The sequence below is a fragment of the Nonomuraea maheshkhaliensis genome (genome assembly GCF_039529435.1).
Taxonomy (GTDB): domain Bacteria; phylum Actinomycetota; class Actinomycetes; order Streptosporangiales; family Streptosporangiaceae; genus Nonomuraea; species Nonomuraea maheshkhaliensis.
In genome coordinates, this window is the sequence record NZ_BAAAMU010000144.1 from 1 (window position 1) to 25,085 (window position 25,085).

The window sequence follows — 25,085 nt, forward strand, 5'->3', positions numbered from 1 at the left end:
GGCGTCCTGGCGGCCGGCCTGCGGGCCCGCGGGGCGCTGCGGAAGACGCTCGGACTGGCCGGGCGCGGGGCGCTGCGGCAGGCCGCCCTCGCCCGCGAACCCCTGACGCGGGCTCGCGCCGCTCTGTGGCTGCGCCGAGAACGAGCCCGTCTGGGGCTGCGCGGAGAACGAGCCGGTCGAGCGCGAAGGGTTGTCGGAGGACGACGGGCCCGGGGAGGCGCCGCTCTGGCGGGCATTGCCTTCCGAGGAGGGTACGGCGGGGAACGAGCCCGTCTGAGGCGGTTTGCCGTCGGAAGGCGGCACGGCCGGGAAAGAGCCAGTGTGGCGCCGGTCCTTGTCCCGGCCGGGCACGGCCGGGAAGGAACCGGTGTGGCGCTGGTTGCCCGCGGAAGAGGGCGGCGCGGGGAAGAGGCTCTGGCGCGGGCTGCTCTCCGAGGAGGGCACGGCCGGGAACGAGCCCGTCTGACGCTGGGTGCCCTCCGAGGACGGCGGCGCGGGAAAGGCGCCGGACTGGCGCCGGTCGTCGCCCTGGCCGGGTGCGGCGGGGAACGAGCCCGTCTGACGCGAGGTGCCCTCGGCGGCGGAGAAGGACCCCGTCGGGCTGTCGGTGGAGGTCGGCGCGGGGAAGACGCCCTGCTGGCGGGAGTTGCCCTCTGAGGACGGCGCCGCGGGGAAGGAACCGGTGGAGCGGGGCCCGCTGTCGGCCGCCGACGGCACGGGGAAGGCGCCGCTCTGGCCGGGCGCGGGCCGGCGGAGGTCCCCCTGCCCCTGCCCGGCGAACGGGCCGGTCGGCTGGGGGCCGCTCGGGTTGGCCTCGGAGGGGGTGAAGGCGCTGCGCGACTGCGGCGTGCCGTCGGGCCCGACCGCGGGAAAGGTGCCCGTGCCACGGGAGGCGACGGGCATCTGGTCACGCTGCAGCGGCCGGGTGACCTCGGGATGGCCCGCGGCGACCGGGATCTCGCGATGGGCGGGGATACGGCCCAGGATCTCGCGCAGGACCGAGCCGATCACGACCTCGGGCGTGGCCGACGGGGTGCCCAGGTCACTGGGTGACAGGCGGCGCAGCCGCTGCCAGCCGCCGAGGCCGGTGACGGCGGTGCGGGTGGCCTCGGACCAGCCGGGCAGCGCCGGGTCGATGTGGTGAACCGTCAGCGCGGGCAGCAGGTCGGCCAGCGGCAGGTGATCCCAGCGGGCGGCGGCCAGCTTGGCCAGGCGTTCGCAGATCCAGTCGAGCCCGGCGGTGCCGAGCGCCTTCGACAGCGGCAGGGAGGACCACCACCCCGCCGGCAGGCGCGGATCGCCCAACGCCTCGGCCACCTGCTGAGGGCGGCTCCAACGCAGCGCAGGGATGAGGTCGCTCAGGCAGATCGATGACTCGACTTCCATCGGCGGACCTTATCCTCCCCAGTGAGCCGCGTGTGCTGCCCGTAACGCATGTGGCTAATGGTGCAAGCCTACGCGGCAAGCTATCAATCAGTGTGAATAGGGTAAAGACGGTTCAGATCCAAACCGTACCGTGGACGGCCCCCCACCTGGGCCACACATGCGGCACCGGCACGGCAGCCGGCCTCCAGCGCGGCCTGTTCGGCGGAGCCGAGCAGGGTGGCGGCGAGGAACCCGGCGGCGAAGGCGTCACCCGCCCCCGTCGAGTCCACGACCTCGGCGGACACACCTTCCGCGGTCGCCACCACCTCTCCGTCGACGGCGGCCAGCGCTCCGCCGGCGCCGAGCTTCACGACCGCTGTGCCGTATGTCTCACTCAAGAGTACGGCCGCCCGCGTGGCCGTCGCCGCCCCACTGAGCAAAAGGGCCTCGTCAAGATTGGGGATGACCAGCCCGGCCGGCGCCGTCTCGCGGATGAAACGTTCTACGCCGAAGTCGCGCAGCGGGCCCGTGGAGGCCGGATCGACGCTGATCGCCACGCCCGCCGCCGCCGCGTCCGCCATCGCCCGCCTGGCCAGGCGCAGCCCGGCCTCGGCGAACAGCACGTATCCGGAAAGGTGCAGCATGGCCACGCCGTCGAGCAGGGACGGATCCCAGTCGGCCTCGGAGATCAGGCCGCCGGCGCCGCGGTTGGTGAGCATCGAGCGCTCGCCGCTCTTGTCCACCATCGCGATCACCACCGCCGTGGGGTGCGCGGAGTCCACGGCGAAGTGAGGGTTGACGCCCGTCTTGATCAGCTCGGTGGCGTGCCACTCGCTGCTGTCGTAGCCCACCCTGGCCAGCAGATGGACCTCGGCGCCCAGGGAGGCGGCCCAGGCGGCGGTGTTCGCGCCCGAGCCGCCGGGCCGCAGCACGATGTCGGCCGCCGTGTCGGTGCCCGCCGTGACGGGTGCGCCGTGCCTGGCCACGACGTCGGTGACCACGTCGCCGACGACGAGCAGGGCGCCGTCCGTCACGATCGGGCCCAGGACAGGGCGATCCGGGCGGCCAGGGCGGTGTTCCCGCGTACGGCGGCCAGGTTGGCCTCCAGCGACGCGCCGCCGGTGCCGTCCACCAGGTAGCCGAGCAGGAACGGGGTGATCGCCTGTCCCTTGACGCCCTCACGCTCGGCGGCGGCCAGCGCCTCGCCGAGCACGCGGTCGTGCAGCTCGGGGTCGAGCTGCTGATCCTCGGGGACCGGGTTGGCCACGATGAGGGCGCTGTCCGCGCCGCCGAGCGTGTCCTGGCCGCGCATGATGGCCGCCGCGTCGCCGGGCGACTCGATCCGCCAGTCGATCGGCTGGCCGGAGGAGTGCAGGTAGAAGCCGGGGAAGTAGTCGGTACGGAAGCCCACCACGCTCACGCCCCGCGTCTCCAGCCGCTGCAGTGTGGCCGGCACGTCGAGGATCGACTTGACCCCGGCGCAGACGACGGTGATGCGGGTGGTGGCGAGCGTGCCGAGATCAGCGGACTCGTCCTGGTCCTCGACCCAGCCGCGGTGCACGCCGCCGAGCCCGCCGGTGGCGAAGACGCGGATGCCGGCGCGGGCGGCCAGGAAGGACGTGGCCGACACGGTGGTGGCGCCGCTGGCCTTCAGCGCCGCCGCCACGGGCAGGTCGCGCTGGCCCAGCTTGCGCAGCCCCGGCTCGGTCGCGATGCGCTCCAGCTCGACCTCGTTCAGGCCGATGCGGGGCACGCCGTCGAGCACGGCGATCGTGGCGGGCACGGCGCCCGCCGCGCGTACGACACCCTCCAGTTCCCGCGCCACCTCCAGGTTGCGCGGCTGCGGCAGCCCGTGGGAGATGATCGTGGACTCCAGGGCCACGACCGGCGCGCCGCTTGCCAGGGCCTCGGCGACCTCGTCGGACGGCCGCAGAAGGGAGTCGGTGGTGCTGCGCATGGTGAGTTTCGTGCTCCTTGCGTGGTCCTTGGCCCTGACATAGGAGGAACGGCCGTTTTCACGGGATTTGTTCCGAACCGAGCAGCGTACGGGCACCCGGCCCGGCCGTCCACCCGAGGATCACACGAGAACCGCGACCCCCGCCAGGGACGTGGCCGCGATGATCGCCGTGGCGATCCCGCCGAGCAGCGCCGCCCGGCCGCCCCGGGCCAGTTTCCGCAGGTCGATACCGGTTCCGAGACCGAACAGGGCGGCGGCCATGAGCACGTTCGTCAGTGCGGGAACGGCCGCCGTGACCGCCTGGGGAACCAGCCCGGTGCCGCGCAGCAGCACCATCGCGAGGAACGCGGCCACGAACAGCGGCACGATCGGCGGCCTCGCCCCGCGCTGACGGTCATGCGTCCGGTGCTGACGGCCGTTCGCCCCGTGCTGCCGGTCGTGTGTCCCGCGCCGGCGATAGGACGTCAGGGCCACGATCGGGGCCAGCAGCACCACGCGGCCCAGCTTGACCGTGACGGCGGCGGCCAGCACCCCTGAGGCGGCGCCGATCGCGGCCACCTGTGCCACCTCGTGCACGGCGGCGCCCGTCCACACACCGAGCTGCGCCGCCGACAGGCCCAGGAGCGAGCCCAGGAGGGGCACGACGGGGATGGCCGCGGTCCCGTACAGGACCACGACCCCGAGCGCGCTCGCCGCGGCCTCGTCGTCGTCGGCCAGGCCGGCGCTCTCCCGCATGGCGGCGATGGCGGCGGCGCCGCAGATGGACACCCCCGTCGCGATGAGCAGCGACGTGCCGGGACTCACGCCGAGCGCGCGCCCGATCAGCTGGGTGGTGACGAACGTGAGCCCCGTCGCGACCGTCACGATCGCCAGCGTCCGCCAGCCGAGCCCGAGCACGTCGGGGAGGGCGATCTGCAGGCCGAGCAGGGCGATCGCGACGCGCAGCACCCGCCTGGAGACGAACGCGAGCCCGGGCCGGAGCCGCGTCCCGATGCCCGTCAGGTTCGCCATGACGGCGCCCGCGAGGACGGCGATGACGGCGGGGCTGAGCGCGGGGACGTACCGGTTGACGATCACCGACAGCGCCGTCGCGACGATCGCCACGAGAAGACCGGGCCACAGGAGACGGGCGTTTTCCCGGACGGATGCCCAGCTCGCTGTACGGATCGCTGTACGGATCGCTGTGCGGACGGATACCCAGGAGCCTGCCAGGGTGGTTCTCCAAGCGGCGGTTCGGATGGCTCTCCGGGCGGATCCCCAGGCGGTTGTCCACGCGGTTTTCCGGGCGGACTCGCAGGAGGTCGCCCACCTGGTTCTCCGGGCGGATTCCTGGGTGGGCCGGGCGGTGGGTTCCTGCGCGGTGGCGGGCATGATCTCAGTCTTCTGAGCGGCGGAAGCGGCCGGTAGCCACGCCTTGCCTGGGAGGTCATAGCCTGTGGCTATGAGTGCGCTGCCCGATCTCGACTCGCTGAAGCTCCTCGTCGACGTCGGCGAGCTGGGCAGCCTCGGGCGCGCGGCCAGGGCGGCGGGGATCGCGCAGCCGTCCGCCAGCAAGCGTGTCGCGCACCTCGAACGCCGCCTCGGCCTGCCGCTGATCGAGCGTACGCCGCGCGGCTCCGCGCTCACCGCCGAGGGCAAGATGGTGGCCGGCTGGGCCGCGCAGGTGCTCGCCGCCGCGCAGGAGCTCATGCGGGCCGTCCAGGCCGTGCGACACAGCGAGGCCGCCCATCTGCGGGTGGCCGCCAGCATGACGGTGGCCGAGTACCTGGTGCCGCGCTGGCTCGGCGAGCTGCAGAACCGGGAGCCCGACGTGCAGGTGGGTCTCGACGTGGTCAACTCCGCCGACGTGGCGGCGCGGGTGCTGGCCGGGGAGGTGGAGCTGGGGTTCGTGGAGGGGCCCAGCGTGCCCGACGGGCTGGCCGGGCGGGTCGTGGGAACCGACCGGCTGGTGGTCGTGGTGGCGCCGGGGCATCCGTGGGCGCGCCGCCGTACGGCGCTGAGAGGTCCTGAGCTGGCCGCCACGCCCCTCGTGGTACGTGAGCCAGGCTCGGGCACCCGGGAGACGCTGGACGTCGCCTTCGGCGGCTTGCACCGCGCCAGCCCGCGGCTGGAACTGGGATCGAACTCGGCGGTCAAGGGCGCGGCCCAGGCGGGGGCGGCGCCGGCGGTGCTGAGCCGGTACGCGGTGGAGGCCGACGTGGACACCGGGCGGCTGGTGGAGGTGCCGCTGGCGGGCATCAACCTGGTCAGAAGCCTGCGCGCGGTATGGCGACGCGGCCGAGCACTGACCGGCCCGGCCGCCACCCTCCTGTCAATCGCCAGCCGCCCCTGACACCGGTCGCCCCCTCACGCCGGCCCGTGATGTCGGCCGCCCGTGACGCCAGGCGCCCGTGGCACCGGCCCACTGACCTCGGCCCGACTCCGTGACGCTGGCCGTCTGGCCCCGGTCCCGTGACCCCGACTCCGCGACCCGGTCCCTCTGATTCCGGCCTCATGACCCCGTCCCATCACCCCTGTCCGACGTCGGCTCCTGAAGGCGGACAGGGGTGGGGGCCGGTGACGTCGGTCGTGGCGTTGACGAATGGTGTGGTTTGGGTCGTATGGTGCGGTGGTGAGTAGGTTCGACGTGGTCATCGCAGGCGGCGGGCACAATGGGCTGGTCGCGGCCGCCTATCTCGCCGGGGCCGGGCGCAGGGTGCTGGTGCTGGAGCGCTACGGCCACGTGGGCGGGCTGGCGATCTCCACGCGCGCCTTCCCCGGGGTCGACGTGCTCCTGTCGCGTTACTCCTACCTGGTCAGCCTCCTGCCCTCGGCCATCGTCCGCGACCTGGGGCTCGACCTGGAGCTGCGCCGCCGCCGTTACGCCTCCTACACGCCGCGAGGCGAGCGCGGCCTGCTCGTGGACAACGAGGACGACCTGCGTACGGCGGCCTCGTTCAGGGACGTCACCGGCGGTGAGGCCGACCACGAGGCGTGGCGGCGTTTCTACGGCATGGTCGGCGAGGTGGCGCGGGCTCTGGCCCCCACCCTGCTCGAACCCCTGCGCCCCCAGGCCGAGATCGAGCGCCTGGTCGGCCCCGAGGCGTGGCGTGACCTGTTCGCCCAGCCGATCGGCCGGACGGTGGACGAGCGGTTCGGTGACGACACCGTGCGCGGGGTCGTGCTCACCGACGCGCTGATCGGCACGTTCGCCGACCCCGACGCCGACCTGCTGGCCAACCGGTGCTTCCTCTACCACGTGATCGGCGACGGCACCGGCGAGTGGAACGTCCCCGTCGGCGGCATGGGCGCGGTCTCCGGCGCGCTGGAGGCGGCGGCCAGGCGGGCGGGCGCCGAGATCAGGACCGGCGCCGAGATCATCGGCATCGCACCGACGGGCGAGGTCACGTACGTGGCCGAGGACGGCGAGCACACGGTGAACGGCGGCCACGTGCTGGTCAACCTGCCGCCCGCCGTGCTCGACCGGGTGCTGGGCCGCCCCGTGACGGTGCCGGAGGGCGCGCAGCTCAAGGTCAACATGGTGCTCACGCGGCTGCCCAGGCTCAAGGACGCCTCGGTGGACCCGCGGGCGGCCTTCAGCGGTACGTTCCACATCAACGAGGGACGCGATCAGCTCGGCACCGCGTACGCGCAGGCGGCGCGCGGCGAGATCCCTGAGCTGCCGCCGGCCGAGGTCTACTGCCATTCGCTGACGGACCCGTCGATCCTCGGTCCTGAGCTGCGGGGCCGCGCGGAGACGATGACGCTGTTCGGCCTGCACATGCCCGCCCGCCTTTTCCGGAAAAATCCGGAAAAGGCGCGGAAGATGGCTCTGGACGCCACCTTCGCCTCCATCAACACGGTCCTGGCCGAGCCCATCGAGGACTGCCTGCTCCGCGTCCCCGACGGCTCCCTCTGCGTCGAGGCCAAGTCGCCCGTCGACCTCGAACGCGACGCGGGCCTGCCGGGCGGCCACATCTTCCACACCGACCTGAGCTGGCCGTACGCGGAGGAGGGCGGCTGGGGCGTGGAGACCGAGCACGAGCGGATCCTCATGTGCGGCGCCGGCGCCCGCAGGGGCGGCGCGGTGAGCGGGATCGGCGGCCACAACGCCGCGATGGCCCTGCTGAGACGCTGAGGTACGCCCTTTCGCCGGTCTTGGTGCCTGCCGGACCCGTCCCGACCGTGAGCCGGTAATTGTCGGACGGATCCGGCAGGATGGTCGCCGTGATCTCTTATCAGCTGGTCGTCGACTGTACGGAGCCCGAGCGGATGGCCCGGTTCTGGGCGGGCGCGCTGCGCTACGAGGTGGAGCCCCCGCCCGGCGCGTTCGAGACCTGGCGGGACTACTGGCGCAGTCTCGGCGTGCCGGAAGACGAACTGGGCGAGGGCGACTGCAGCGACAGCATCGTCGATCCCGAGGGGCACGGGCCGAGGATCTGGTTTCAGCAGGTGCCCGAGGCCAAGGTGGCCAAGAACCGGTTTCACCTGGACGTAGAGGTGGGCGGCAGGCGGGAGGACGTGCCGCTGGAGACGCGGAAGGCGCGGGTGGACGCCGAGGTCGAACGGCTGGTTCAGGCGGGTGCGTCCGTCGTGCGGGTGCTGTCGCAGCCCGGGGTCGATCACTACGCGGTGGCGATGACGGATCCCGAGGGAAACGAGTTCGACGTGGTCTGACCCCTTCTCCGCACGTCGTGGTCCGACGCCGTGCTCCGCGCGTCGTCACGGCCGTCCCGCGTCTTCGCCGTCGGGTCAGCGATCAACCCCTCTGCCGGCAGGCTCTCAGTCGTCCGTGATGAGCTTGGTGGCCACCTCCAGCGCCACCGCCGTGCGTTCGGAGTCCTCCAGCCCCAGGTCGAAGAGCGACGGCACGTTCCCGATGATCACCGCGAAGACCGCCAGCCTGGCCTCGAACTGCTTGACCGGGCCCGCGTCCGGCGTGGCCAGCAGTGACAGCATGCTCAGCACCCCGGCCTGCAACCGCTCGCCGGCCGCGCTCTGCCGCATGATCCCCTGGTTCACCTGCGCGAACCTGAACAGCGGTCGCCACTGGTCCTCCAGCAGTCCGGCGATGCGCCGCAGGATCTCCTGCCGGGCCTCGGCCGTCGCCGGCTGCTGCTTGGCCCAGGTCACCAGTTCCTCGATGGACTCCCCGAGCCGGTCCACCACGCTGGCGAGGATCGCCTCCTTCGTCCGGAAGTGGTAGTAGAGCGCCGGTCTGGTGATGTCCAGCCGCTCGGCCACCTCCTGCAGCGTGGTCTTCTCGTATCCGTGCTCGGCGAACAGCTCCAGCGCGACCTGCTGGATTCGCTCTCGTGTGTCCGTCCGCCGCCCAGCCATGCCACTCCCTCACTTGACGACCGGCCCAACATTGCTTACTTTCGCGTAAGTAAGCAATGCGGTCCGGCTTGTAGGGAGCAGACTATGGCTCAGCCCTTCCCTGTCCAGCGCACGTGCCCGTTCGCGCCCCCACCCGAGTACGAGCGGATGCGCGAGCGGGCTCCCCTCGTCAAGGGCACGCTCTTCGGCGCCGACGTGTGGCTCGTCACCCGGCACGCCGAGGCCAAGCAGGTCCTGGCCGGCGCCGGCATCAGCACCAACCCGGCCACCCCCGGCCATCCCAGCGCCCCGCCCGAGGACGAGCAGACGACGCCGGAGGAGCGGGCGGCGCGGGAGAAGTTCACCGCCGGCCACTTCATCGACCTCGACCCGCCCGAACACAGCAGGTTCCGGCGCCTGCTCATCCCCGAGTTCACCGTCAGGCGGATGAGGGAGCTGCGACCCGGCATCCAGCGGATCGCGGACGAGCTCATCGACGACCTGCTCGCCAGGGGCCCCGAGGCCGACCTGGTGGAGGCGTACGGGCTGGCGCTGCCGTCCCTCGTCATCTGCCAGCTGCTCGGGGTCCCGTACGCCGACCGCGAGCTCTTCCAGTCGCGGACCAGAAAGATGGTCTCCTCCATCGACGATCCGCAGGCCCGCATGGCCGCGGCGATGGACATCCGCGACTACCTCGACACGCTGATCACCTCCATGGCGAAACAGCCGGGAGACGACCTGTTCGGGCGGCTGATCACCGGCGGCGCGCTCACCCACGACGAGCTCGTGGGCGTGGCCTTCCTGCTGCTCGTCGCCGGTCACGAGACCACCGCGAACATGATCCCGCTGTCCGCGCTCACCCTGCTGCGCCATCCGGAACAGCTCGCCGCGCTGCGCGCCGACCCGTCGGGCTGGCCCGCGGCGGTGGACGAGCTGCTGCGTTACCTGTCGATCGTGGACTGGGTGGCGTTCGACCGGGTCAGCACCGAGGATCAGGTGATCGGCGGGCAGCAGGTGAAGAAGGGCGAGGGCATCTACGTGCTCGGCGCCAGCGCCAACCGGGACGAGCGGGCGTTCGAGCGGCCCGACGCGTTCGACCCAGGGCGCGGCGCCAACCACCACGTGGCCTTCGGCTACGGCGTGCACCAGTGCCTGGGCCAGAACCTGGCGCGGGCCGAGCTGGAGATCGCCCTGCGCACGTTGTTCGAGCGCGTGCCGGGCCTGCGGGTCACGATGGCCGACGAGGAGCTGCCCGCCAAGTACGATGGAGCCATCTTCGGTCTCACGGCGATGCCCGTCACGTGGTGACCTCTCGGAAGATCGCTCATCAACTCCTCATGAAGCCGGTGTGAGATCCTTCATCGCGTTCTCATGATGACCCCTTAGTTTTCTTGTATGAACGAGCCCGCACGGTTGCTGGTAGTGGACGACGAGCCCGCCTTGCGCGAGGCCCTGCAGTCGAGCCTGGAGTTCGAGGGCTACAAGGTCGTCACCGCCGTCGACGGGCAGGAGGCGCTCGACGCCGTCGCCACGGACTCCTTCGACGCGGTGCTGCTCGACGTCATGATGCCCCGGCTCGACGGGCTGACCGCGTGCCGCAGGCTGCGCGCGTCCGGCAACCACATCCCCGTGCTCATGCTCACCGCCCGCGACGCGGTCGGCGACCGGGTGTCGGGGCTCGACGCGGGCGCCGACGACTACCTCGTCAAGCCGTTCGAGCTGGACGAGCTGCTGGCCCGGGTGCGCGCCCTGCTGCGGCGGGGCGCGCTCAGCGCGGGCACTCCCGAGGGCGACTCGCTCTCCTACGGCGACCTGCGGATGGATCCGTCGACCAGGGAGGTCACCCGCGGCGAGCGCAGGCTCGACCTGACCAGGACCGAATACCTGCTGATGGAGCTGTTCCTGGCCCATCCGCGCCAGGTGCTGACCCGCGACCAGATCCTCAGCGAGGTGTGGGGCTTCGACTTCGAGCCGACGTCCAACTCCCTCGACGTCTACGTGATGTACCTGCGGCGCAAGACCGAGGCCGGCGGCGAGCCGCGGGTGATCCACACCGTGCGCGGGGTGGGTTACGTGTTGCGGGCCACGGCGTGAGAAGCGGCCGCCTGCGCGCGCGGGTGGCCGCCCTGGCCACCCGCGGCAGCCTGCGCACCCGTCTGACGCTCCTGGTCACGGTGGCGGTGGCGGTGGCCATCGCGATGTGCGCGGCGCTGTCGTACGTCATCCTGGCCGACCGGCTGCGCGGCAACCTCGACATGACCATCCTGGCGTCGGTGGACCAGGGCGACAAGAAATGGCTGATGGAAAACTGCGCGTCCGACGGCACCCCGGGCCCGTTCGCCGACGGCCTGGCCACGCTGCTGTTCAAGGACGGCACCACCTGCTCGGTCGGCCCCTCGCCGATCCTGGCCGACTACGAGCAGGACAAAGAGGCCTTCGAGCCGTGCGAGCCCGTCTACCGGTGGGGCGAGACGCGCGACGGCAAACGGGTCCGGGTGGTGACGGTGCACTTCAAACCCGGCGTCGCCGTCATGGAGGCCAGACCGTACGGGCACATCGAGCGGACGAAACGCATCGCCGCGCTCACACTCGGCGGCATCACCGCGCTGGGCGTGCTCGGCGCGGCCTGGGCCGGGCTCGCGATCTCCCGCGCCGCGCTGCGCCCGGTCGGCGACCTGACCCGGGCGGTCGAGCACATCGCGCAGACCGAAGACCTCGGCACCCGCATCCCCGTCACGGGCACCGACGAGATCGCCCGCCTGTCCTCCTCGTTCAACGCCATGACCGCCGCCCTGGCCGGATCGAGGGAACGCCAGAAACAGCTGGTCGCCGACGCCGGCCACGAGCTGCGCACCCCGCTCACGACCCTGCGCACCAACATCGACCTGCTCCTGCGCAGCGAGCAGACCGGCCGCAGCCTCGATCCAGGCGCCAAGGAGCGCCTGCTGATCAACGTCAAGGCGCAGTTCGCCGAGCTGTCCACGCTCGTGGCCGACCTGCTCCAGCTCGCCAGGGGCGACAGCGACCACGAGCCGCACGTCGAGCTGGGGCTGCACGAGGTCGTGACCGCCGCCGTGGAACGCGCCAGGCTGCGCGGGGCCGAGGTCACCACCGACCTCCAGCCCTGGTACGTCGTGGGCGGCGCCTCCTCGCTCGAACGCGCCGTGCTCAACCTCATCGACAACGCCGCCAAGTTCAGCCCCGGTGGCCAGGTCGAGGTGAAACTGAGCGACGGGCGCCTGACCGTCCGCGACCACGGCCCGGGGCTGCCCGAGGACGAGCTGCCGCACGTCTTCGAGCGGTTCTGGCGCTCCCCGTCGGCCCGCGGGCTGCCGGGGTCGGGGCTGGGGCTGGCGATCGTGGCCCAGGCCGTCGGCGAGGCCGGTGGCGAGGTACGCCTGGCCAACGCGCCGGGTGGCGGGGCGATCGCGACCGTGGACCTGCCGGGAAGCCCGGATCGCCGCACGGAGCCGGGCGCCTCGCCCTGAGCCCCGGGTGTGCCCATTCGGGCGCGGGTGAGGGTTGACAACGATGTCAGCGCGTTTCTTGATGGTCATATGGCCGTACCGCTGATCGACGCCCGCGGGATCGTGAAGAGCTACGGGCAGGTCGAGGCGTTGCGGGGAGCGGACTTCAGCCTGCACCGGGGCGAGGTCGTCGCGCTCATCGGCGACAACGGGGCCGGCAAGTCCACGCTGGCGAAGATCCTTTCCGGGGTCGAGCGGCCCGACGGCGGGACGATCGCGCTCGACGGCGAGAGCGTCGCCTTCGGGACCGTGGAGGAGGCCAGGGCGGCCGGCATCGAGACCGTCCACCAGGACCTCGCGCTGTGCGCCGACCTCAGCCCCGCCGCCAACTTCTTCCTCGGCAGGGAACGGCTCCGGCCGGGGCTGCTCGGGCTGCTCGGCGTGCTGGACAACGCCCGGATGCGGCGGGAGACCCGGGAGGCGTGCGAACGGCTGGGTGTGCGGCTGGCCTCGATGAGCGCGCCGGTGTCGGCCTTGTCCGGCGGGCAGCGGCAGGGGGTGGCCGTGGCAAGGGCCGCGACGTGGGCGCGGCGGGTGGTGTTCATGGACGAGCCCACCGCGGCGCTGGGCGTGCTGCAGACGCGGCGGGTGCTCGACCTGATCAGGAGCGTCCGCGACGCGGGCGTGTCCGTCGTGCTGATCAGCCACAACATGCAGGACGTGATGGCGGTGTCCGACCGGGTCGAGGTGCTGCGGCTGGGGCGGCGGGTGGCCGCCTACGAGACCGGCCGCGTGTCGATGGAGGAACTCGTCGGCGCCATGACCGGCGCCACTGAACAGGACGAGCAGAACGGGCGGAACGGACAGGCCGGGCGGGGCGGGTCCCCGGGCGCGGCGGACGAGCGGTGGGAGGGGCGGGCGTGAAGGCGGTGCGTGAGCTGGGCCGGCTGCAGATCGTGTGGATCGGGCTGGTGCTGGCCGGGCTGCTCGTGGCCTTCTCCGTGCTCGCCCCCGGCTCTTTCCCCACCTCGTTCAACCTGCTCAACCTGGTCAGCGACGCGGCCATCCTGCTGCTGCTGGCCACCGGGATGACGTTCGTGATCGTCACGGCGGGGATCGACCTGTCGGTGGGCGGCGTGCTGGTCTTCTCCGCCGTGGTCGCGGCCAAGGTCATCGAGGGGACGGGGTCGCTGACGCTCGGGGCGGTGGCCGGGGTGGTCACCGGGCTGGGGTGGGGCGTGCTGAACGGCGTCCTCGTCGCGCTCGGGCGCATCCCCGCGCTGATCGTCACCCTGGGGACGCTGGGCATGTCGCTGGGCGGGGCGCTGCTGCTGACCGGCGGCGTGGACCTGCGCGCGCCGACCGAGCTGAACCTGGGGCTCGGCCTCGCGCGCTGGCTCGGGGTGCCGTTGATCGTGTGGGTGTGCGCCGTCATCACCGCCGTCGCGGGGCTGGCGCTCGCCTTCACGCGGTTCGGGCGGCACACGTACGCGATCGGCTCGAACGCCGAGGCGGCCCGGCGCGGCGGCGTGGCCGTGCGCGGGCACCTGATCAAGGTGTACGGGCTGGCGGGGCTGCTGGCCGGGCTGGCGGGCTACCTGTCGCTGGCCAAGTACGGCATCACCGGCGTGTCCGCGCACTCCACCGACAACCTCCAGGCCATCGCCGCCGTGGTGATCGGCGGCACGTCCCTGTTCGGCGGCGTGGGCACGGTGGCGGGGACGGTCATCGGGGTGTTCATCCCCGTCGTGCTGCAGAACGGGTTCCAGATCCTCGGCGTGCGGCCGTTCTGGCAGCAGGTGGTGGTGGGCGCCGTGCTCGTCGCCGCCGTGTACGTGGACCAGTGGAGGCGCAGGGCCCGCGATCAGTAGCAAGGCGACAGGAGGCACCATCATGCGCAAGGCGATGGCCGTACTCGGGACGCTGATGTTGATCACCGCGTGTGGCGGCGGCGGAGGCGGTGGTGGCACCGACCAGGTCAGGGTGACGCTCGTGCAGGGTCTGGCGGGGGAGGAGTTCTACGAGACCATGGCGTGCGGCGCGCGGGCCAAGGCCCAGGAGCTCGGGGTGGCGCTGGACGTGCAGGGGCCGCAGAAGTTCGATCCCACCCTGCAGACGCCGATCGTGAACTCGGTCGTCGCGGGCAAGCCCGACGCCCTGCTGATCGCGCCGACCGACGTCAAGGCGATGATCGCGCCGCTGACCCAGGCCAAGCAGCAGGACATCAAGATCATCCTGGTGGACACGGTGGTCGAGGACCAGAGCATCGGCCTGTCGCGGATCAGCACGGACAACGTCAAGGGCGGCGCGGCGGCGGCGAAGGCGCTGTCGGAGCAGATCGGCGGCAAGGGCAAGGTGCTGGTGATCTCGACCGATCCCGGGGTGAGCACCGTGGACGCGCGGATCAAGGGCTTCGAGGAGGAGATCAGGGCGAACCACGCGGGGGTCGGCTATCTCGGGGTGCAGTACTCGCACAACGACGTCGGCGAGGCGTCCAGGATCGTGAACGCGGCCCTGGCCAAGGACCCCGGCCTGGCGGGCATCTTCGCGGCCAACCTCAACTCGGCCACCGGCGCCGGATCGGCCCTGCAGCAGGCGGGCAAGCTGGGTGAGGTCAAGATGGTGGGCTTCGACGCGGGGCCGGCCCAGGTCAAGCAGCTCAAGGACGGCGTCGTCCAGGCGCTGATCGCGCAGCTTCCCGGCGAGATCGGGGCGAAGGGGGTCGAGCAGGCGGTCGCGGCGGTCAAGGGGCAGCAGGTCACGCCGTCGATCCCGACCGACGCCACGATCGTGACGGCGCAGAACGTGGACCAACCCGAGGTGCGGAGGGTGCTCTACAAGGCCGGCTGCTGAGCCGGCGCCAGAGCGGCGGTCTCAGGCGGGGAGAGCGGCCAGGAGGAAGGCGAGGCGGGCGGCCGCGGCCTCGACGTCCGCCGCCGTGCCCAGGCGATAGCCCCACGAGGTGATGAACGCTCCCTCGTCGGAGCAGGTCACGGTCTCGGCGAGGGTGGCCGAGAAACGGTTGCGGACCGACACGTACGCCGGGTCGCTGGCCAACGCGAGACTCTGGACGGCCAGGTCGGCGTGGCGACCGGCGTGCCAGGCGAACCGCTCGAGGCAGAGCGCGGTATCGAGCATCATGCGTCACCTCCGCAACGTCTCGCGACAGAATTGCACGATCTTGTGGTGGGAGGCAAGCAATTGCTGCGGTTAATGTGGACTTTGTTTCCGATATTCGTGAATCGCCATGATGACTTCCCGCCCCGATTCCTCGAACTCCGCCACCTTCGCGTAATCGTCGAAGGCCCGGACGTAGAAGGCGATGTCGTCGGGATCGCGCAGGATCAGGTCCTTCGTCATGGTGGCGACGGCGACCATGGCCTCGTTGTAGATCCAGAACCCGTTGACCGGGTTGGCCGGCAGCTCGGTGCCGAAGGGGATCACGCCGAACTCCACGTTCGGCAGTGTGCTGACCGCGAGCAGCCGGTTGAGCTGGCCGCGCATGACCTCGGGCGGCGCGAGCGCGGTGCGCAGCGCGGCCTCGCTCACCACGAACCTGAACGTGCGCGTGCGGTCGTACAGGATCTCCTGGCGCTGCATGCGCACCCGCACGGCCGCGTCGATCTGGTCGGCGGCGCTGTAGAGGCGCTTGACCTTCTGGAAGACGTGCCGGGCGTATTCGGAGGTCTGCAGCAGGCCCACGATGATGCCGGGCTCGAAGACGCGGAAGAGCTTGGTGCGCGATTCGAGGTCGCGGACGTCCTCCTGGAGCGCGGCCAGGCCGCTGCGGTGGCGCTGCTTCCAGTCGTCGTGCCGCTCCAGCAACGCGATCGACTGCCTGAGCAGGCCGTCCGTCGTGTCGGGCGAGGCGCCGACCGCCTGCGCCCACACGACCACGTCATCCTCGGTCGCCGTCTGCCTGGCGTTTTCCAGCCTGCTGACCTTGGAGGGCTGCCAGCGCAGCCGCTCCGCCAGCTCCTTGCCCGACAGATGGGCGGCCTCGCGCAGCTGACGTAGCTGACTGCCGAGGTCGATGCGCGCCTGCTGAAAGGACGTCACGCCGCAAGAGGCTAGTCCCGCTTGCGTCGATCATGCCAGGGCCTGCCGCAATTGTGATCAACCGGTTGCCGAGGGTGTTCTTCCGCTGGCCGGGAAAGCGTTTGCCGCGTACTCGGGCAGGACGCGGCGGGCGATCTCGGTGAGGAGTTCGCGGGGGACCTCCACCGCGGCCTCACCGTCGAGGACGTCGCGGAGATCGGCGAGCGCCTCCGTGTCGGTGACTTGCAGACCTTGGACGACGATGGTGCCGCGGTCGGTCTCGTACAGGGTGGGACAGGCGCCCGCCTCCGAAGTGGAGCCGAGGAACCGCATGCGCATGACGATCCTTCCCCGATGAAAGGTGCAATTGCGCGCAATTGTACGTCCCAAAAGATGAGGTGTGATCGTTTTTCCGGAAATCACGACATAAGTCCGAGTTGGCAACGTCGGGTAAAAGAGAAATGGGCGCTTTGCTGGTCGGTGTCCGGTTCAGTCGAGGGCGCCGGCCATGAACTGCCCCGCCCGCTCGAACAACCCCAGCGTCGTCGCGTGCAACAGGTCGCCGATGTCCTTCGGCGCCTTGCCGGCGAACGCCCGCGCATGGGTGCCCTCCAGCACGATGCCGAGCTTGAAGCAAGCCATCACCGCGTACCAGTCGACGGCCGACAGGTCCCGCTCCGACAGCGCCGAGTAGTACGCGATGATCTCCCGCGGCGCCGGCAGGCCGGGCACGTGGCCGTTGTTGCTGGGCCAGGTGGCCAGCAGCCAGCCCAGGTCGAGCAGCGGGTCGCCGATCGTGCACATCTCCCAGTCCACGATCGCGGCCACGCGGGGGCCGTCGCAGGCGAACATGAGGTTCGCGAAGTGGTAGTCGCCGTGCATGACGCCCGGCGTGAACGTGCGGGGCAGGTGCCGGGTGAGCCAGTCGGCCGTCTCGCGCAGGCCGGGGATGTCGGGCCCCGGATAGCCGTCGAGCTCGCCGTACGAGTCGAGCTCCTTGAGCCAGCGCGGCACCTGCCGTTCGAGAAAGCCCTCGGGCCGGCCGAACCCCGGCAGCACCTCCGGATCCACCCGCCCCAGCTCGGCCAGCGCCGCCGCGGCCTCCAGCCCCATGCGGTGCCTGATCGCGGGGTCGGACGCGTGCGGTTCGGGCAGCCCGGTCGAGGGGTTGAACCCGTCCACGGGCTCCATCAGGTAGAACACCGGCTCCCGCTCGGTCTGCGCGGCCACCAGCCGGGGCGCGGGCACCTGCGTGCCGCGCAGCGCCGCCAGCACCCGCGACTCACGGCGCAGGACCTCGTTGCTCTTGCGGCGGGCGTGCACGGGCGGCCGGCGCAGGATGTACGGGCGGCCGCCGCGCTCGAAGCGGATCATCACGTTCTGCGTGCCGCCCAGGACCGGCACCGCGCCCGTGATCGGGCCGCCGGGGAGCCCCTGGGCGTCCATCCACGCGCCGAGCGCGTCGAAGTCCACGGTGGCGACGTCGATGTGGGTGGAGGTCATGGACCGCCCTTCTCACCAGAACGATGTTCTGCGCCTCGACCCTAGAGAGCGCCGTCCGCACGGTCAACCCGGATTCCGGCCGGCGCTCTCCTCACACGAGTGTGACGGGAACGTCCGTGGGGCAGGCGCGCAGCTCCTCGCCCAGGGCCTTCGCCTGCGGGTCCATCCGCGGGCTGGCCGCGACGCCGCGGCCGAGCAGCCCGTGGACGACGAAGTTGAGCGCGTTGACGTTGGGCAGGGGATGGCGGTCGATCCGGTACGGCGCCAGATCGGGGAGCAGCTCCTTGAGCCGTTCGACCGTCAGGTGGCCCGCCAGCCAGGCGTAACGCTCCGGTGTGTCGGCCCAGACGCCCAGGTTCGCGTTGCCGCCCTTGTCCCCGGACCGGGCGCCGGCGATCCGGCCCAGCGGGATCCGCACGGTCGCCGAGTGATCGACCGGCGCGGCCGGGTCGGCAGGTGTGGCGGGTGCGGCTGGGTCGGTGGGCGCGGCCGGGTCTGCGGGCACAGCGGGCGTGGCGGAGGCGATCGGCACGGCCGAAGGCTCCGGCGCGTCCGCCGGCGGGAACGGCAGCTCCTCCCCGTCCACGAACACCCGCGCCCGCACCTCCGACGCCGGCACCAGGACCGGCCAGTACACCCCGTACGCCGACGCGTTCCCCGGCGGGGTCAGCCCGTAGAAGCCCGGATAGCTGGCCAGCCCCGTCTCCACCACGGCCGAGGAGAAGGCGCGGCCCGCCGTGCGCTCGTCGGCGGACATCACCGTGATCCGCAGCAGCCCCGCGTCCGTCAGCGTCACGTCCACCTCGTCGAACGACTCCCGCGGGATCCGCGCCCACAGGGCCTCCTCCGCCACCCGCGCCTTGTCCGGCAGGTCCAGGCCCGTCAGCACGAGCGTCATCGTGTTGCGGTAACCGCCGAGGTAGTTGACGGCCACCTTGAGCGTGCCGGGCGGCGGCTCGCCGCGGACGCCGGAGATCAGCACCCGGTCGGGCCCGTCGTCCGAGAGCGTGATCGTGTCGAACCTGGCCGTCACGTCGGGGCCCAGGTAGCGGGGGCCGCCCAGCTCGTACACGAGTTGCGCCGTGACCGTGCCGACCGAGACCAGCCCGCCCGTGCCGGGATGCTTGGTGATCACGCTGGAGCCGTCGGGCCGCAGCTCGGCCAGCGGGAAGCCGCAGTGCGCGAGGTCGGGCACGTCCTGGAAGAACGCGTAGTTGCCGCCCGTGGCCTGGCAGCCGCACTCGATGACGTGCCCCGCCACCACGGACCCGGCCAGCGGATCGAGGTCGCCGGGACCCCACCCGTACCGCCAGATGCCGGGACCCGTCACCAGCGCCGCGTCCGTCACCCGGCCCGTCACCACCACGTCCGCCCCCGCCGACAGCGCGGCGGCGATCGGCCGGCCGCCGAGGTAGGCGTTGGCGGTCAGCGGGGTGGCCTCAAGGCGCTCGCCGGTGTCGGCGTTGACCAGGTCGAGTGGCCGGCCGGTGAGGTCGTCGCCCGTCACGTGCGCCACGGAGGGGGACAGGCCGAGGCGTCCGGCCAGCTCGTGCACGGCCCGCGCGCAGCCCGCCGGGTCGAGCCCGCCCGCGTTCGTCACGATCTTGATGCCCCGGTCGAGACAGGTGCCGAGGACGTCTTCGAGCTGGCGCAGGAACGTCGGCGCGTAGCCTGGCCGGCCCTTGAGCCGGTTGCCGGCCAGGATGAGCATCGTCAGCTCGGCCAGCCAGTCGCCGGTCAGCACGTCGATCGGCCCGCCCTCGACCATCTCCCTGGCCGCGGAGAGGCGGTCGCCGTAGAAGCCGCTGCAGTTCGCGATGCGCAGCATGCTCACGCCTGCGGCAGGACCCACTTGGGGGCCCGCTTGTCCATGAACGCGGCGATGCCCTCCTGGCCCTCCTCCGAGGTGAAGCGCTCGGCCGACAGCTCGGTCATCCGGCTCAGCCCGTCGCGGAACGACAGCGCGGGCACCTCCCTGACCAGCCGCTTGGTGATCGCCAGCGCCTCGGGGCCGCCCTTGATCAGCATCCCGGTGTAGTGGGCGACGGCCGCGTCCAGCTCGTCCTCGGGAACGGCGCGCGACAGCAGCCCGATCTCCACCGCCCGCGACGCGTCGAACACCTCGCCGGTCAGGAAGTACTCGGCCGCCGCGCGGGCGTTCAGCCTCCTCAGCACGGGCACGGCGATCATGGCCGGCGCGACCCCGAGCCGTACCTCGGTGAACGCGAACGACGCCGTCAGCGGTGCCACGGCGAAGTCGCAGGCGGCCACCAGTCCGAGGCCCCCCGCCCGCGCGGTGCCGTTGAGCCGGCAGACCACCGGCTTGGGGCTGTCCCAGATCAGTCCGAGGACCTCGGGGAACGACGCCGTCACCGGCGCGTCAGGGCGTCCCTCGGCCGCGCGCTGCTCCTTGAGGTCGGCCCCCGAGCAGAACACCTTGCCGGTGGCGGTCAGCACGATCACCCTGACCTCCGGCTCGGCCAGCGCCCAGCTCAGCCGGTCGGCGAGCTGGGCGAGCAGGCGCGAGGACAGCGCGTTGCGGTTGGGCGGTGAGTCCAGCGTGATCGTCGCGACGCCTCCCGCCAGGTCCTTGTGCACCAGGTCCGTCATGAGTCCCCCTCCTCGATGACCGCCAGCACCGCTCCCGCGTCGACCTGGCGGCCCTTCTCCACGTGTACGGCGGCCACCACGCCGTCGGCCGGCGCCGCGATCCGATGCTCCATCTTCATCGCCTCAAGGACGAGGACCTCCTGGCCCTTGGTCACCCGGTCGCCCGGCTCGACCTCGACCCGCAGCACGCTACCCGGCATGGGAGCCAGGAGTGAGCCGGGGGCGACCTGGTCGGCGGGCTCGGGCAGGCGGGGGAGCGGGGTCAGCTCGGCGTGGCCGCCGGCGTGGTCGACGCAGACCTTCCCACCGGGGTACTGCGCCACGTCGAAGACGCGCCGGACGCCGTCGCGCTCCAGCACCACCTCGTACGGATCCGCCCGGACGACCGTGACGCCCTCGGGCAGCGGGTCGTAGACGACATCGTCCTCGATCTCCGCGAAGCGGGTGCGGCGGGGCTGGGAGCGGACGTTGCGCCAGCCGCCGGGGAGCCCGCCGAGCACCCTGGCCCTGCGGCGGTTGCCGGCGGCGATGGCCAGGGCGGCCGCCAGCAGCGCCGGCTCCCCGGCCACGTCTGTGGAGGCGGCCCCGGCACTGGAAGTGTCACCGGGCGCCGGCCCGATGTGGATGGGGCCGCCGGGGGAGAGGAAGCCGGTGTGCGTGTCACCGGCCAAGAACTCCCGATTTGTCAGGATATTTACCAATAAATCCCGATTAGTGGTGAGACCGTGCAGCCGCGCCCCACGCAGCGCCGTCACCAGCTTCCGCACCGCCTGCACCCGCGTGGCCCCGTGCGCGACCACCTTGGCCAGCATCGCGTCGTAGTAGGGCGACACCACGGACCCGGACTCCACCCCGGAATCCACCCGAACATCCCCGGTGATCTCGAACCGCCGCAACACCCCCGACTGCGGCACGTACCCGGCGTCCTCGGCGTACAGCCGCGCCTCGACCGCCCACCCGGACGGCTCCGGCGGCCCGGCCGGCAGCGCCGCCCCCTCGGCCACCTCAAGCTGCAGCCGGACGAGATCGACCCCGTGCGCCAGCTCGGTCACCGGATGCTCGACCTGGAGCCGGGTGTTCATCTCCAGGAACGCCACCCGTTCGCCGTCGACCAGGAACTCCACCGTCCCCGCGCCCACGTAGCCGATCTCGCGGGCGGCGCGCACGGCGGCGTCGTGCAGCAGCTCCCGCGTGCCAGGGGAGATGCCGGGCGCGGGGCACTCCTCGATCACCTTCTGGTGCCGCCGCTGCACGCTGCACTCGCGCTCGCCCAGCGCCCACACGGTCCCGTGCCGGTCGGCCAGCACCTGGACCTCGACGTGCCTGGCCCGCTCCAGCAGCGGCTCGGCGAAGACCGTGCCGTCGCCGAAGGCGGCGGCGGCCTCCCGCCGCGCCGACTCCACCTCCCGCGCCAGCTCGCCCGCCTCGCGCACGACGCGCATCCCGCGCCCGCCCCCGCCCGCGGACGCCTTCACCAGCAGCGGGAACTCGGCGGGCACGGAGGCGGGGTCGGACAGGTCGTACGAGGGCAGCACGGGCACCCCGGCCTCCGCCATCAGCCGCTTGGCCCCGATCTTGACCCCCATGGCGGCGATGGCCTCGGGCGGCGGGCCGATCCACACCAGCCCGGCCCCGATCACCGCACGGGCGAAATCAGCGTTCTCCGACAGAAAGCCATAACCCGGGTGGACCGCGTCGGCTCCGGTGGCCGCGCAGGCCGCCAGGATCGCCGCTGCGTTTAGATAGGTGTCCGCGGGGTGCGCGCCGGGCAGGCGTACCGCCAGGTCCGCCTCGGCCACGTGAGGCGCGTCCGCGTCGGGGTCGGAGAAGAGCGCGACCGTGGAGACGCCGAGCTCCCGGCAGGTACGGAAGATCCGGCGGGCGATCTCGCCCCGGTTCGCGACGAGCAGACGGTTGATCACGGGCGGAACACCCCGAACCCGGCCGGCTCCGGCTCCGGCGCGCTGTTGATCGCCGACAGGCACAGGCCCAGCACGGTACGCGTGTCGCGCGGGTCGATCACCCCGTCGTCGTACAGGCGTCCCGACAGGAAGAAGGCCAGCGACTCGGCCTCGATCCGTTCCTCCACCATCGCCCGCATCGTGGCGTCCGCCTCCTCGTCGTAGACCTGGCCCTTCGCCAGCGCCGAGGCCCGTCCCACGATGGACATCACCCCGGCCAGCTGCGCCGGCCCCATCACCGCCGATTTGGCGCTGGGCCAGCTGAACAGGAAGCGGGGATCGTAGGCACGCCCGCACATGCCGTAGTTCCCCGCTCCGTACGAGGCGCCCATCACGACCGTCAGATGCGGCACGGTCGAGTTGGACACCGCGTTGATCATCATCGCGCCGTGCTTGATGATGCCGCCCTGCTCGTAGTCCTTGCCGACCATGTAGCCGGTCGTGTTCTGCAGGAAGAGCAGCGGCGTGCGCGACCGGTTCGCGAGCTGGATGAACTGCGCGGCCTTCTGCGACTCCTCGCTGAACAGCACGCCGCGCGCGTTGGCCAGCACGCCCACCGGATAGCCGTGGATCCGCGCCCACCCGGTCACCAGCGAGGCCCCGTACAGCGGCTTGAACTCGTCGAACTCGCTCCCGTCGGCCACTCTGGCGATCACCTCGCGCGGGTCGAACGGCACCTTGAGATCCTCAGGCACGATCCCGAGCAGCTCGTCGGCCGCGTACACCGGCTCCCGCACCGGCCCGTCCGGCACGAAGCCCCGCTTGCGCCAGCCGAGCGAGGCGATGATCCGCCGCCCGATCCGCAGCGCGTCGAACTCGTCCACGGCCAGGTGGTCGGCCAGCCCGCTGATCCTGGCGTGCATCTCGGCGCCGCCGAGCGACTCGTCGTCGGACTCCTCGCCGGTCGCCATCTTGACCAGCGGCGGCCCGCCGAGGAACACCTTGGCCCGCTCCCGCACCATCACCACGTGATCGCTCATCCCGGGCACGTAGGCCCCGCCGGCCGTGGAGTTGCCGAAGACCAGCGCGACCGTCGGCACCCCGGCCGCCGACAGCCGGGTCAGGTCGCGGAAGATCTGGCCGCCGGGGATGAAGATCTCCTTCTGCGTGGGCAGGTCCGCGCCACCGCTCTCGACGAGATTGACGTACGGGAGCCGGTTGCGCAGCGCGATCTCCGCCGCGCGCAGCGACTTCTTCAGCGTCCACGGGTTGGAGGCGCCGCCGCGGACCGTGGGATCGTTCGCGGTGATCACGCACTCGACGTCCTCGATCACCCCGATCCCGGACACCACGCTCGCCCCGACGGGGAACTCGCTGCCCCACGCCGCCAGCGGCGACAGCTCCAGGAAGGGGGAGTCGGGGTCGACAAGCAGCTCGATCCGCTCCCTGGCCAGCAGCTTGCCGCGGGCGCGATGGCGCTCGACGTACTTCTGGCCGCCGCCGGCCACCGCCTTGGACTGCTCGGCGTCGAGCTCGGCCAGTTTGGCCAGCATCGCCTCGCGGCGCAGCCGGTAGTCCTCGCTCTCCGTGTCGAGCCTGCTCCTGATCACGCGCACTCCTCCGGCAGAGCCGACGATCATGTGCTGAGCACGCTAGCGCAGCCTGGTGCCCCGGGCACAGAGCGAGCCGCCGCCCGATGACGGGCGACGGCTCGTGAACGGGGAGTTCTGGATCAGGTGCAGTGGCTCCAGCCGGACTTCCACGAGGTCTTGTGCCACGTGCCGCCCCAGATGACGCACTTCTTCTTGGCGGGCAGGCGGATGGGACCGGCGTACGAGGTGAACTTGCCCGGGTTGCTCGCACTGGAGCCGCCCTTGACCTGGAGGATCGCGTTCATGTTCACCTTGGCCGGGATGATCATGCGCGAGATGGTGACCACGCAGTTCTTGCCCGCGCCGGCGTGGTAGAGCAGGTACGTCGTGGCGCCCTCGCCCAGCTTGTGCGAGTTGATCACCTTGTATCCGGCGCCGCACACCCCGACCGGCGTGGCCGTGTTGGGCTTCAGCGGCGGTTGCGACGGCTTGGCCGGCTGGTCGGTGGCCTTCCCGGTTTCGTCGAACGGCCGGGTCGACGGATCGGGATCCGGCTCGACCATGTTCGTGCGCTTCTTCTTCGTCTTGGTCGGAGAAGGCTGCGGCCGGCTCGTGGTGGTCTGCGGCCGGGGCGCCTGCGTGGCCGGGTCGGGCACCTGGGCGACGGGCTCCCTGGTGGGCTTCCGCGTCTCCTTCTCCTCGATCTCCAGGGTGGGGACGGGAGGCGTGGTGTCCGTCGGGATCTCCGGCGGCAGGGTCTGCTGCACGGACTCGGGCGGCTCGCCCGGCTGGCCCGCGCCGGAGCCGCCGTCGGGCTCGGTGGAGGCGTTGCCCACGGCGACGACCGGGACCTCCTTGCCGCTGTTCGCCTGCACGACGACCGCGCCGGCCACGACGAGCAGCGCGGCCGCGGCGGCGCCTGAGAGGGCGAGGGTCAGCGTACGACGCTGCTTCGCCGGCACTCCGTCACCGGACTGCCCAGGCCCACCAGAACCGGGCCCACCGGCGCCGGGGGCGCTGCCGCCGGGTCCGCCGGGATGGCCCGTCCCGCCGTGACCGCCGGGGAAGGGGCCGCCGACAGCGCCGGGGCCGTGCGGCATCCCGGACGCCTGCATGCCGGCCCCGACCTGACCAGGACCGTGCGGCGGCTGGGGAGCGCCGGGCGGGAAGCCGCCGGGCTGATGCGCCCCGAAGGCCCCACCGGCCTGACCGCCCTGCCCCACGCTCGCCTGCGCACCCTGCGCCATACCGGCTTGCGCACCCTGCGCCATGCCCGGCTGCGGCCCGCTCTGAGCCGCGCCATGCGGTCCGGCCTGCGGCGTTCCGGGAAGGGGAGCGCCCCTGCTGGCCTGCG

Annotated in this window: 23 protein-coding genes and 1 pseudogene; 10 read left to right on the top strand and 14 right to left on the bottom strand. The window is 72.1% G+C overall.

All coding sequences use genetic code 11. The features are described from left to right. The 4 genes and pseudogenes from ABFX54_RS48675 to ABFX54_RS48690 form a co-directional block, all read right to left on the bottom strand. Positions 1-1,386 (bottom strand): annotated as a pseudogene (locus ABFX54_RS48675) (hypothetical protein); the annotation flags it as partial. Between the two features lie 83 nt (positions 1,387-1,469). Continuing rightward, positions 1,470-2,399, bottom strand: coding sequence for a carbohydrate kinase family protein (locus ABFX54_RS48680; protein WP_346113966.1), 930 nt, complete (start codon positions 2,397-2,399; stop codon positions 1,470-1,472). Next, positions 2,396-3,322: a pseudouridine-5'-phosphate glycosidase gene (locus tag ABFX54_RS48685; RefSeq protein ID WP_346113967.1), complete on the bottom strand. Its 927-nt coding sequence runs from the start codon at positions 3,320-3,322 to the stop codon at positions 2,396-2,398. The genes ABFX54_RS48680 and ABFX54_RS48685 overlap by 4 nt, the downstream gene beginning before the upstream one ends. Positions 3,323-3,442: 120 nt before the next feature. Beyond that, complete coding sequence (locus ABFX54_RS48690; protein WP_346113968.1) at positions 3,443-4,426, bottom strand: YeiH family protein; 984 nt, start codon at positions 4,424-4,426, stop codon at positions 3,443-3,445. A 337-nt stretch (positions 4,427-4,763) separates the two neighbouring features. On the opposite strand from ABFX54_RS48690, the gene ABFX54_RS48695 reads away from it, so the two are divergent. The 3 genes from ABFX54_RS48695 (at position 4,764) to ABFX54_RS48705 (ending at position 7,978) form a co-directional block, all read left to right on the top strand. Beyond that, positions 4,764-5,654, top strand: coding sequence for a LysR substrate-binding domain-containing protein (locus ABFX54_RS48695; RefSeq protein WP_346113969.1), 891 nt, complete (start codon positions 4,764-4,766; stop codon positions 5,652-5,654). 279 nt (positions 5,655-5,933) lie between these two features. Beyond that, on the top strand, positions 5,934-7,439 hold the full coding sequence (locus tag ABFX54_RS48700; protein ID WP_346113970.1) for a phytoene desaturase family protein: 1,506 nt from the start codon (positions 5,934-5,936) through the stop codon (positions 7,437-7,439). Between the two features lie 89 nt (positions 7,440-7,528). Then, positions 7,529-7,978: a VOC family protein gene (locus ABFX54_RS48705; protein WP_346113971.1), complete on the top strand. Its 450-nt coding sequence runs from the start codon at positions 7,529-7,531 to the stop codon at positions 7,976-7,978. Positions 7,979-8,083: 105 nt separating this feature from the next. On the opposite strand, the gene ABFX54_RS48710 is transcribed toward ABFX54_RS48705, so the two are convergent. Then, positions 8,084-8,641, bottom strand: coding sequence for a TetR/AcrR family transcriptional regulator (locus ABFX54_RS48710; protein ID WP_346113973.1), 558 nt, complete (start codon positions 8,639-8,641; stop codon positions 8,084-8,086). Positions 8,642-8,725: 84 nt separating this feature from the next. On the opposite strand from ABFX54_RS48710, the gene ABFX54_RS48715 reads away from it, so the two are divergent. The 6 genes from ABFX54_RS48715 to ABFX54_RS48740 all read left to right on the top strand — a co-directional run bounded on the left by ABFX54_RS48715 (position 8,726) and on the right by ABFX54_RS48740 (position 14,940). Beyond that, the gene (locus tag ABFX54_RS48715; RefSeq protein WP_346113974.1) at positions 8,726-9,928 is read left to right on the top strand and encodes a cytochrome P450; all 1,203 of its coding nucleotides are present in this window, start codon (positions 8,726-8,728) and stop codon (positions 9,926-9,928) included. 87 nt (positions 9,929-10,015) lie between these two features. Further along, positions 10,016-10,714 carry a response regulator transcription factor gene (locus ABFX54_RS48720; protein WP_346113975.1) on the top strand — a complete coding sequence of 233 codons (699 nt, stop codon included), beginning with the start codon at positions 10,016-10,018 and terminating at the stop codon, positions 10,712-10,714. Continuing rightward, the gene (locus tag ABFX54_RS48725; protein ID WP_346113976.1) at positions 10,711-12,108 is read left to right on the top strand and encodes a HAMP domain-containing sensor histidine kinase; all 1,398 of its coding nucleotides are present in this window, start codon (positions 10,711-10,713) and stop codon (positions 12,106-12,108) included. The genes ABFX54_RS48720 and ABFX54_RS48725 overlap by 4 nt, the downstream gene beginning before the upstream one ends. Positions 12,109-12,177: 69 nt before the next feature. Continuing rightward, positions 12,178-13,011: an ATP-binding cassette domain-containing protein gene (locus ABFX54_RS48730; protein WP_346113977.1), complete on the top strand. Its 834-nt coding sequence runs from the start codon at positions 12,178-12,180 to the stop codon at positions 13,009-13,011. Next, positions 13,008-13,958: an ABC transporter permease gene (locus ABFX54_RS48735; protein ID WP_346113978.1), complete on the top strand. Its 951-nt coding sequence runs from the start codon at positions 13,008-13,010 to the stop codon at positions 13,956-13,958. Before ABFX54_RS48730 ends, ABFX54_RS48735 begins: the two co-directional genes overlap by 4 nt. A 22-nt stretch (positions 13,959-13,980) precedes the next feature. After that, complete coding sequence (locus ABFX54_RS48740; protein WP_346113979.1) at positions 13,981-14,940, top strand: ABC transporter substrate-binding protein; 960 nt, start codon at positions 13,981-13,983, stop codon at positions 14,938-14,940. 21 nt (positions 14,941-14,961) lie between these two features. On the opposite strand, the gene ABFX54_RS48745 is transcribed toward ABFX54_RS48740, so the two are convergent. The 9 genes from ABFX54_RS48745 to ABFX54_RS48785 all read right to left on the bottom strand — a co-directional run bounded on the left by ABFX54_RS48745 (position 14,962) and on the right by ABFX54_RS48785 (position 24,693). Then, positions 14,962-15,228 (bottom strand): hypothetical protein, encoded by a 267-nt coding sequence (locus ABFX54_RS48745; RefSeq protein WP_346113980.1) that lies wholly within the window; start codon positions 15,226-15,228, stop codon positions 14,962-14,964. A 69-nt stretch (positions 15,229-15,297) separates the two neighbouring features. After that, positions 15,298-16,146: a helix-turn-helix domain-containing protein gene (locus tag ABFX54_RS48750; RefSeq protein ID WP_346113981.1), complete on the bottom strand. Its 849-nt coding sequence runs from the start codon at positions 16,144-16,146 to the stop codon at positions 15,298-15,300. Positions 16,147-16,203: 57 nt separating this feature from the next. Continuing rightward, positions 16,204-16,464, bottom strand: coding sequence for a hypothetical protein (locus ABFX54_RS48755; protein WP_346113982.1), 261 nt, complete (start codon positions 16,462-16,464; stop codon positions 16,204-16,206). Between the two features lie 150 nt (positions 16,465-16,614). Continuing rightward, entirely contained in the window at positions 16,615-17,628 is a 1,014-nt protein-coding gene (locus tag ABFX54_RS48760) for a phosphotransferase family protein (protein WP_346113983.1), read from the bottom strand. 91 nt (positions 17,629-17,719) lie between these two features. Continuing rightward, complete coding sequence (locus ABFX54_RS48765) at positions 17,720-19,456, bottom strand: acyclic terpene utilization AtuA family protein (protein ID WP_346113985.1); 1,737 nt, start codon at positions 19,454-19,456, stop codon at positions 17,720-17,722. A 2-nt stretch (positions 19,457-19,458) separates the two neighbouring features. Further along, a complete protein-coding gene (locus ABFX54_RS48770) occupies positions 19,459-20,238 on the bottom strand; it encodes an enoyl-CoA hydratase-related protein (protein ID WP_346113986.1) in 780 nt (259 codons plus the stop codon). Beyond that, positions 20,235-22,160: an ATP-binding protein gene (locus tag ABFX54_RS48775; RefSeq protein ID WP_346113987.1), complete on the bottom strand. Its 1,926-nt coding sequence runs from the start codon at positions 22,158-22,160 to the stop codon at positions 20,235-20,237. Before ABFX54_RS48775 ends, ABFX54_RS48770 begins: the two co-directional genes overlap by 4 nt. Next, on the bottom strand, positions 22,157-23,755 hold the full coding sequence (locus ABFX54_RS48780) for an acyl-CoA carboxylase subunit beta (protein ID WP_346113990.1): 1,599 nt from the start codon (positions 23,753-23,755) through the stop codon (positions 22,157-22,159). The genes ABFX54_RS48775 and ABFX54_RS48780 overlap by 4 nt, the downstream gene beginning before the upstream one ends. Before the next feature lie 116 nt (positions 23,756-23,871). Next, complete coding sequence (locus tag ABFX54_RS48785; protein ID WP_346113988.1) at positions 23,872-24,693, bottom strand: hypothetical protein; 822 nt, start codon at positions 24,691-24,693, stop codon at positions 23,872-23,874. Positions 24,694-24,783: 90 nt separating this feature from the next. Between ABFX54_RS48785 and ABFX54_RS48790 the strand changes: the two genes are divergently transcribed. Continuing rightward, positions 24,784-25,085 (top strand): hypothetical protein (locus tag ABFX54_RS48790; RefSeq protein WP_346113989.1); only part of this gene is annotated, 302 nt, incomplete at its 3' end.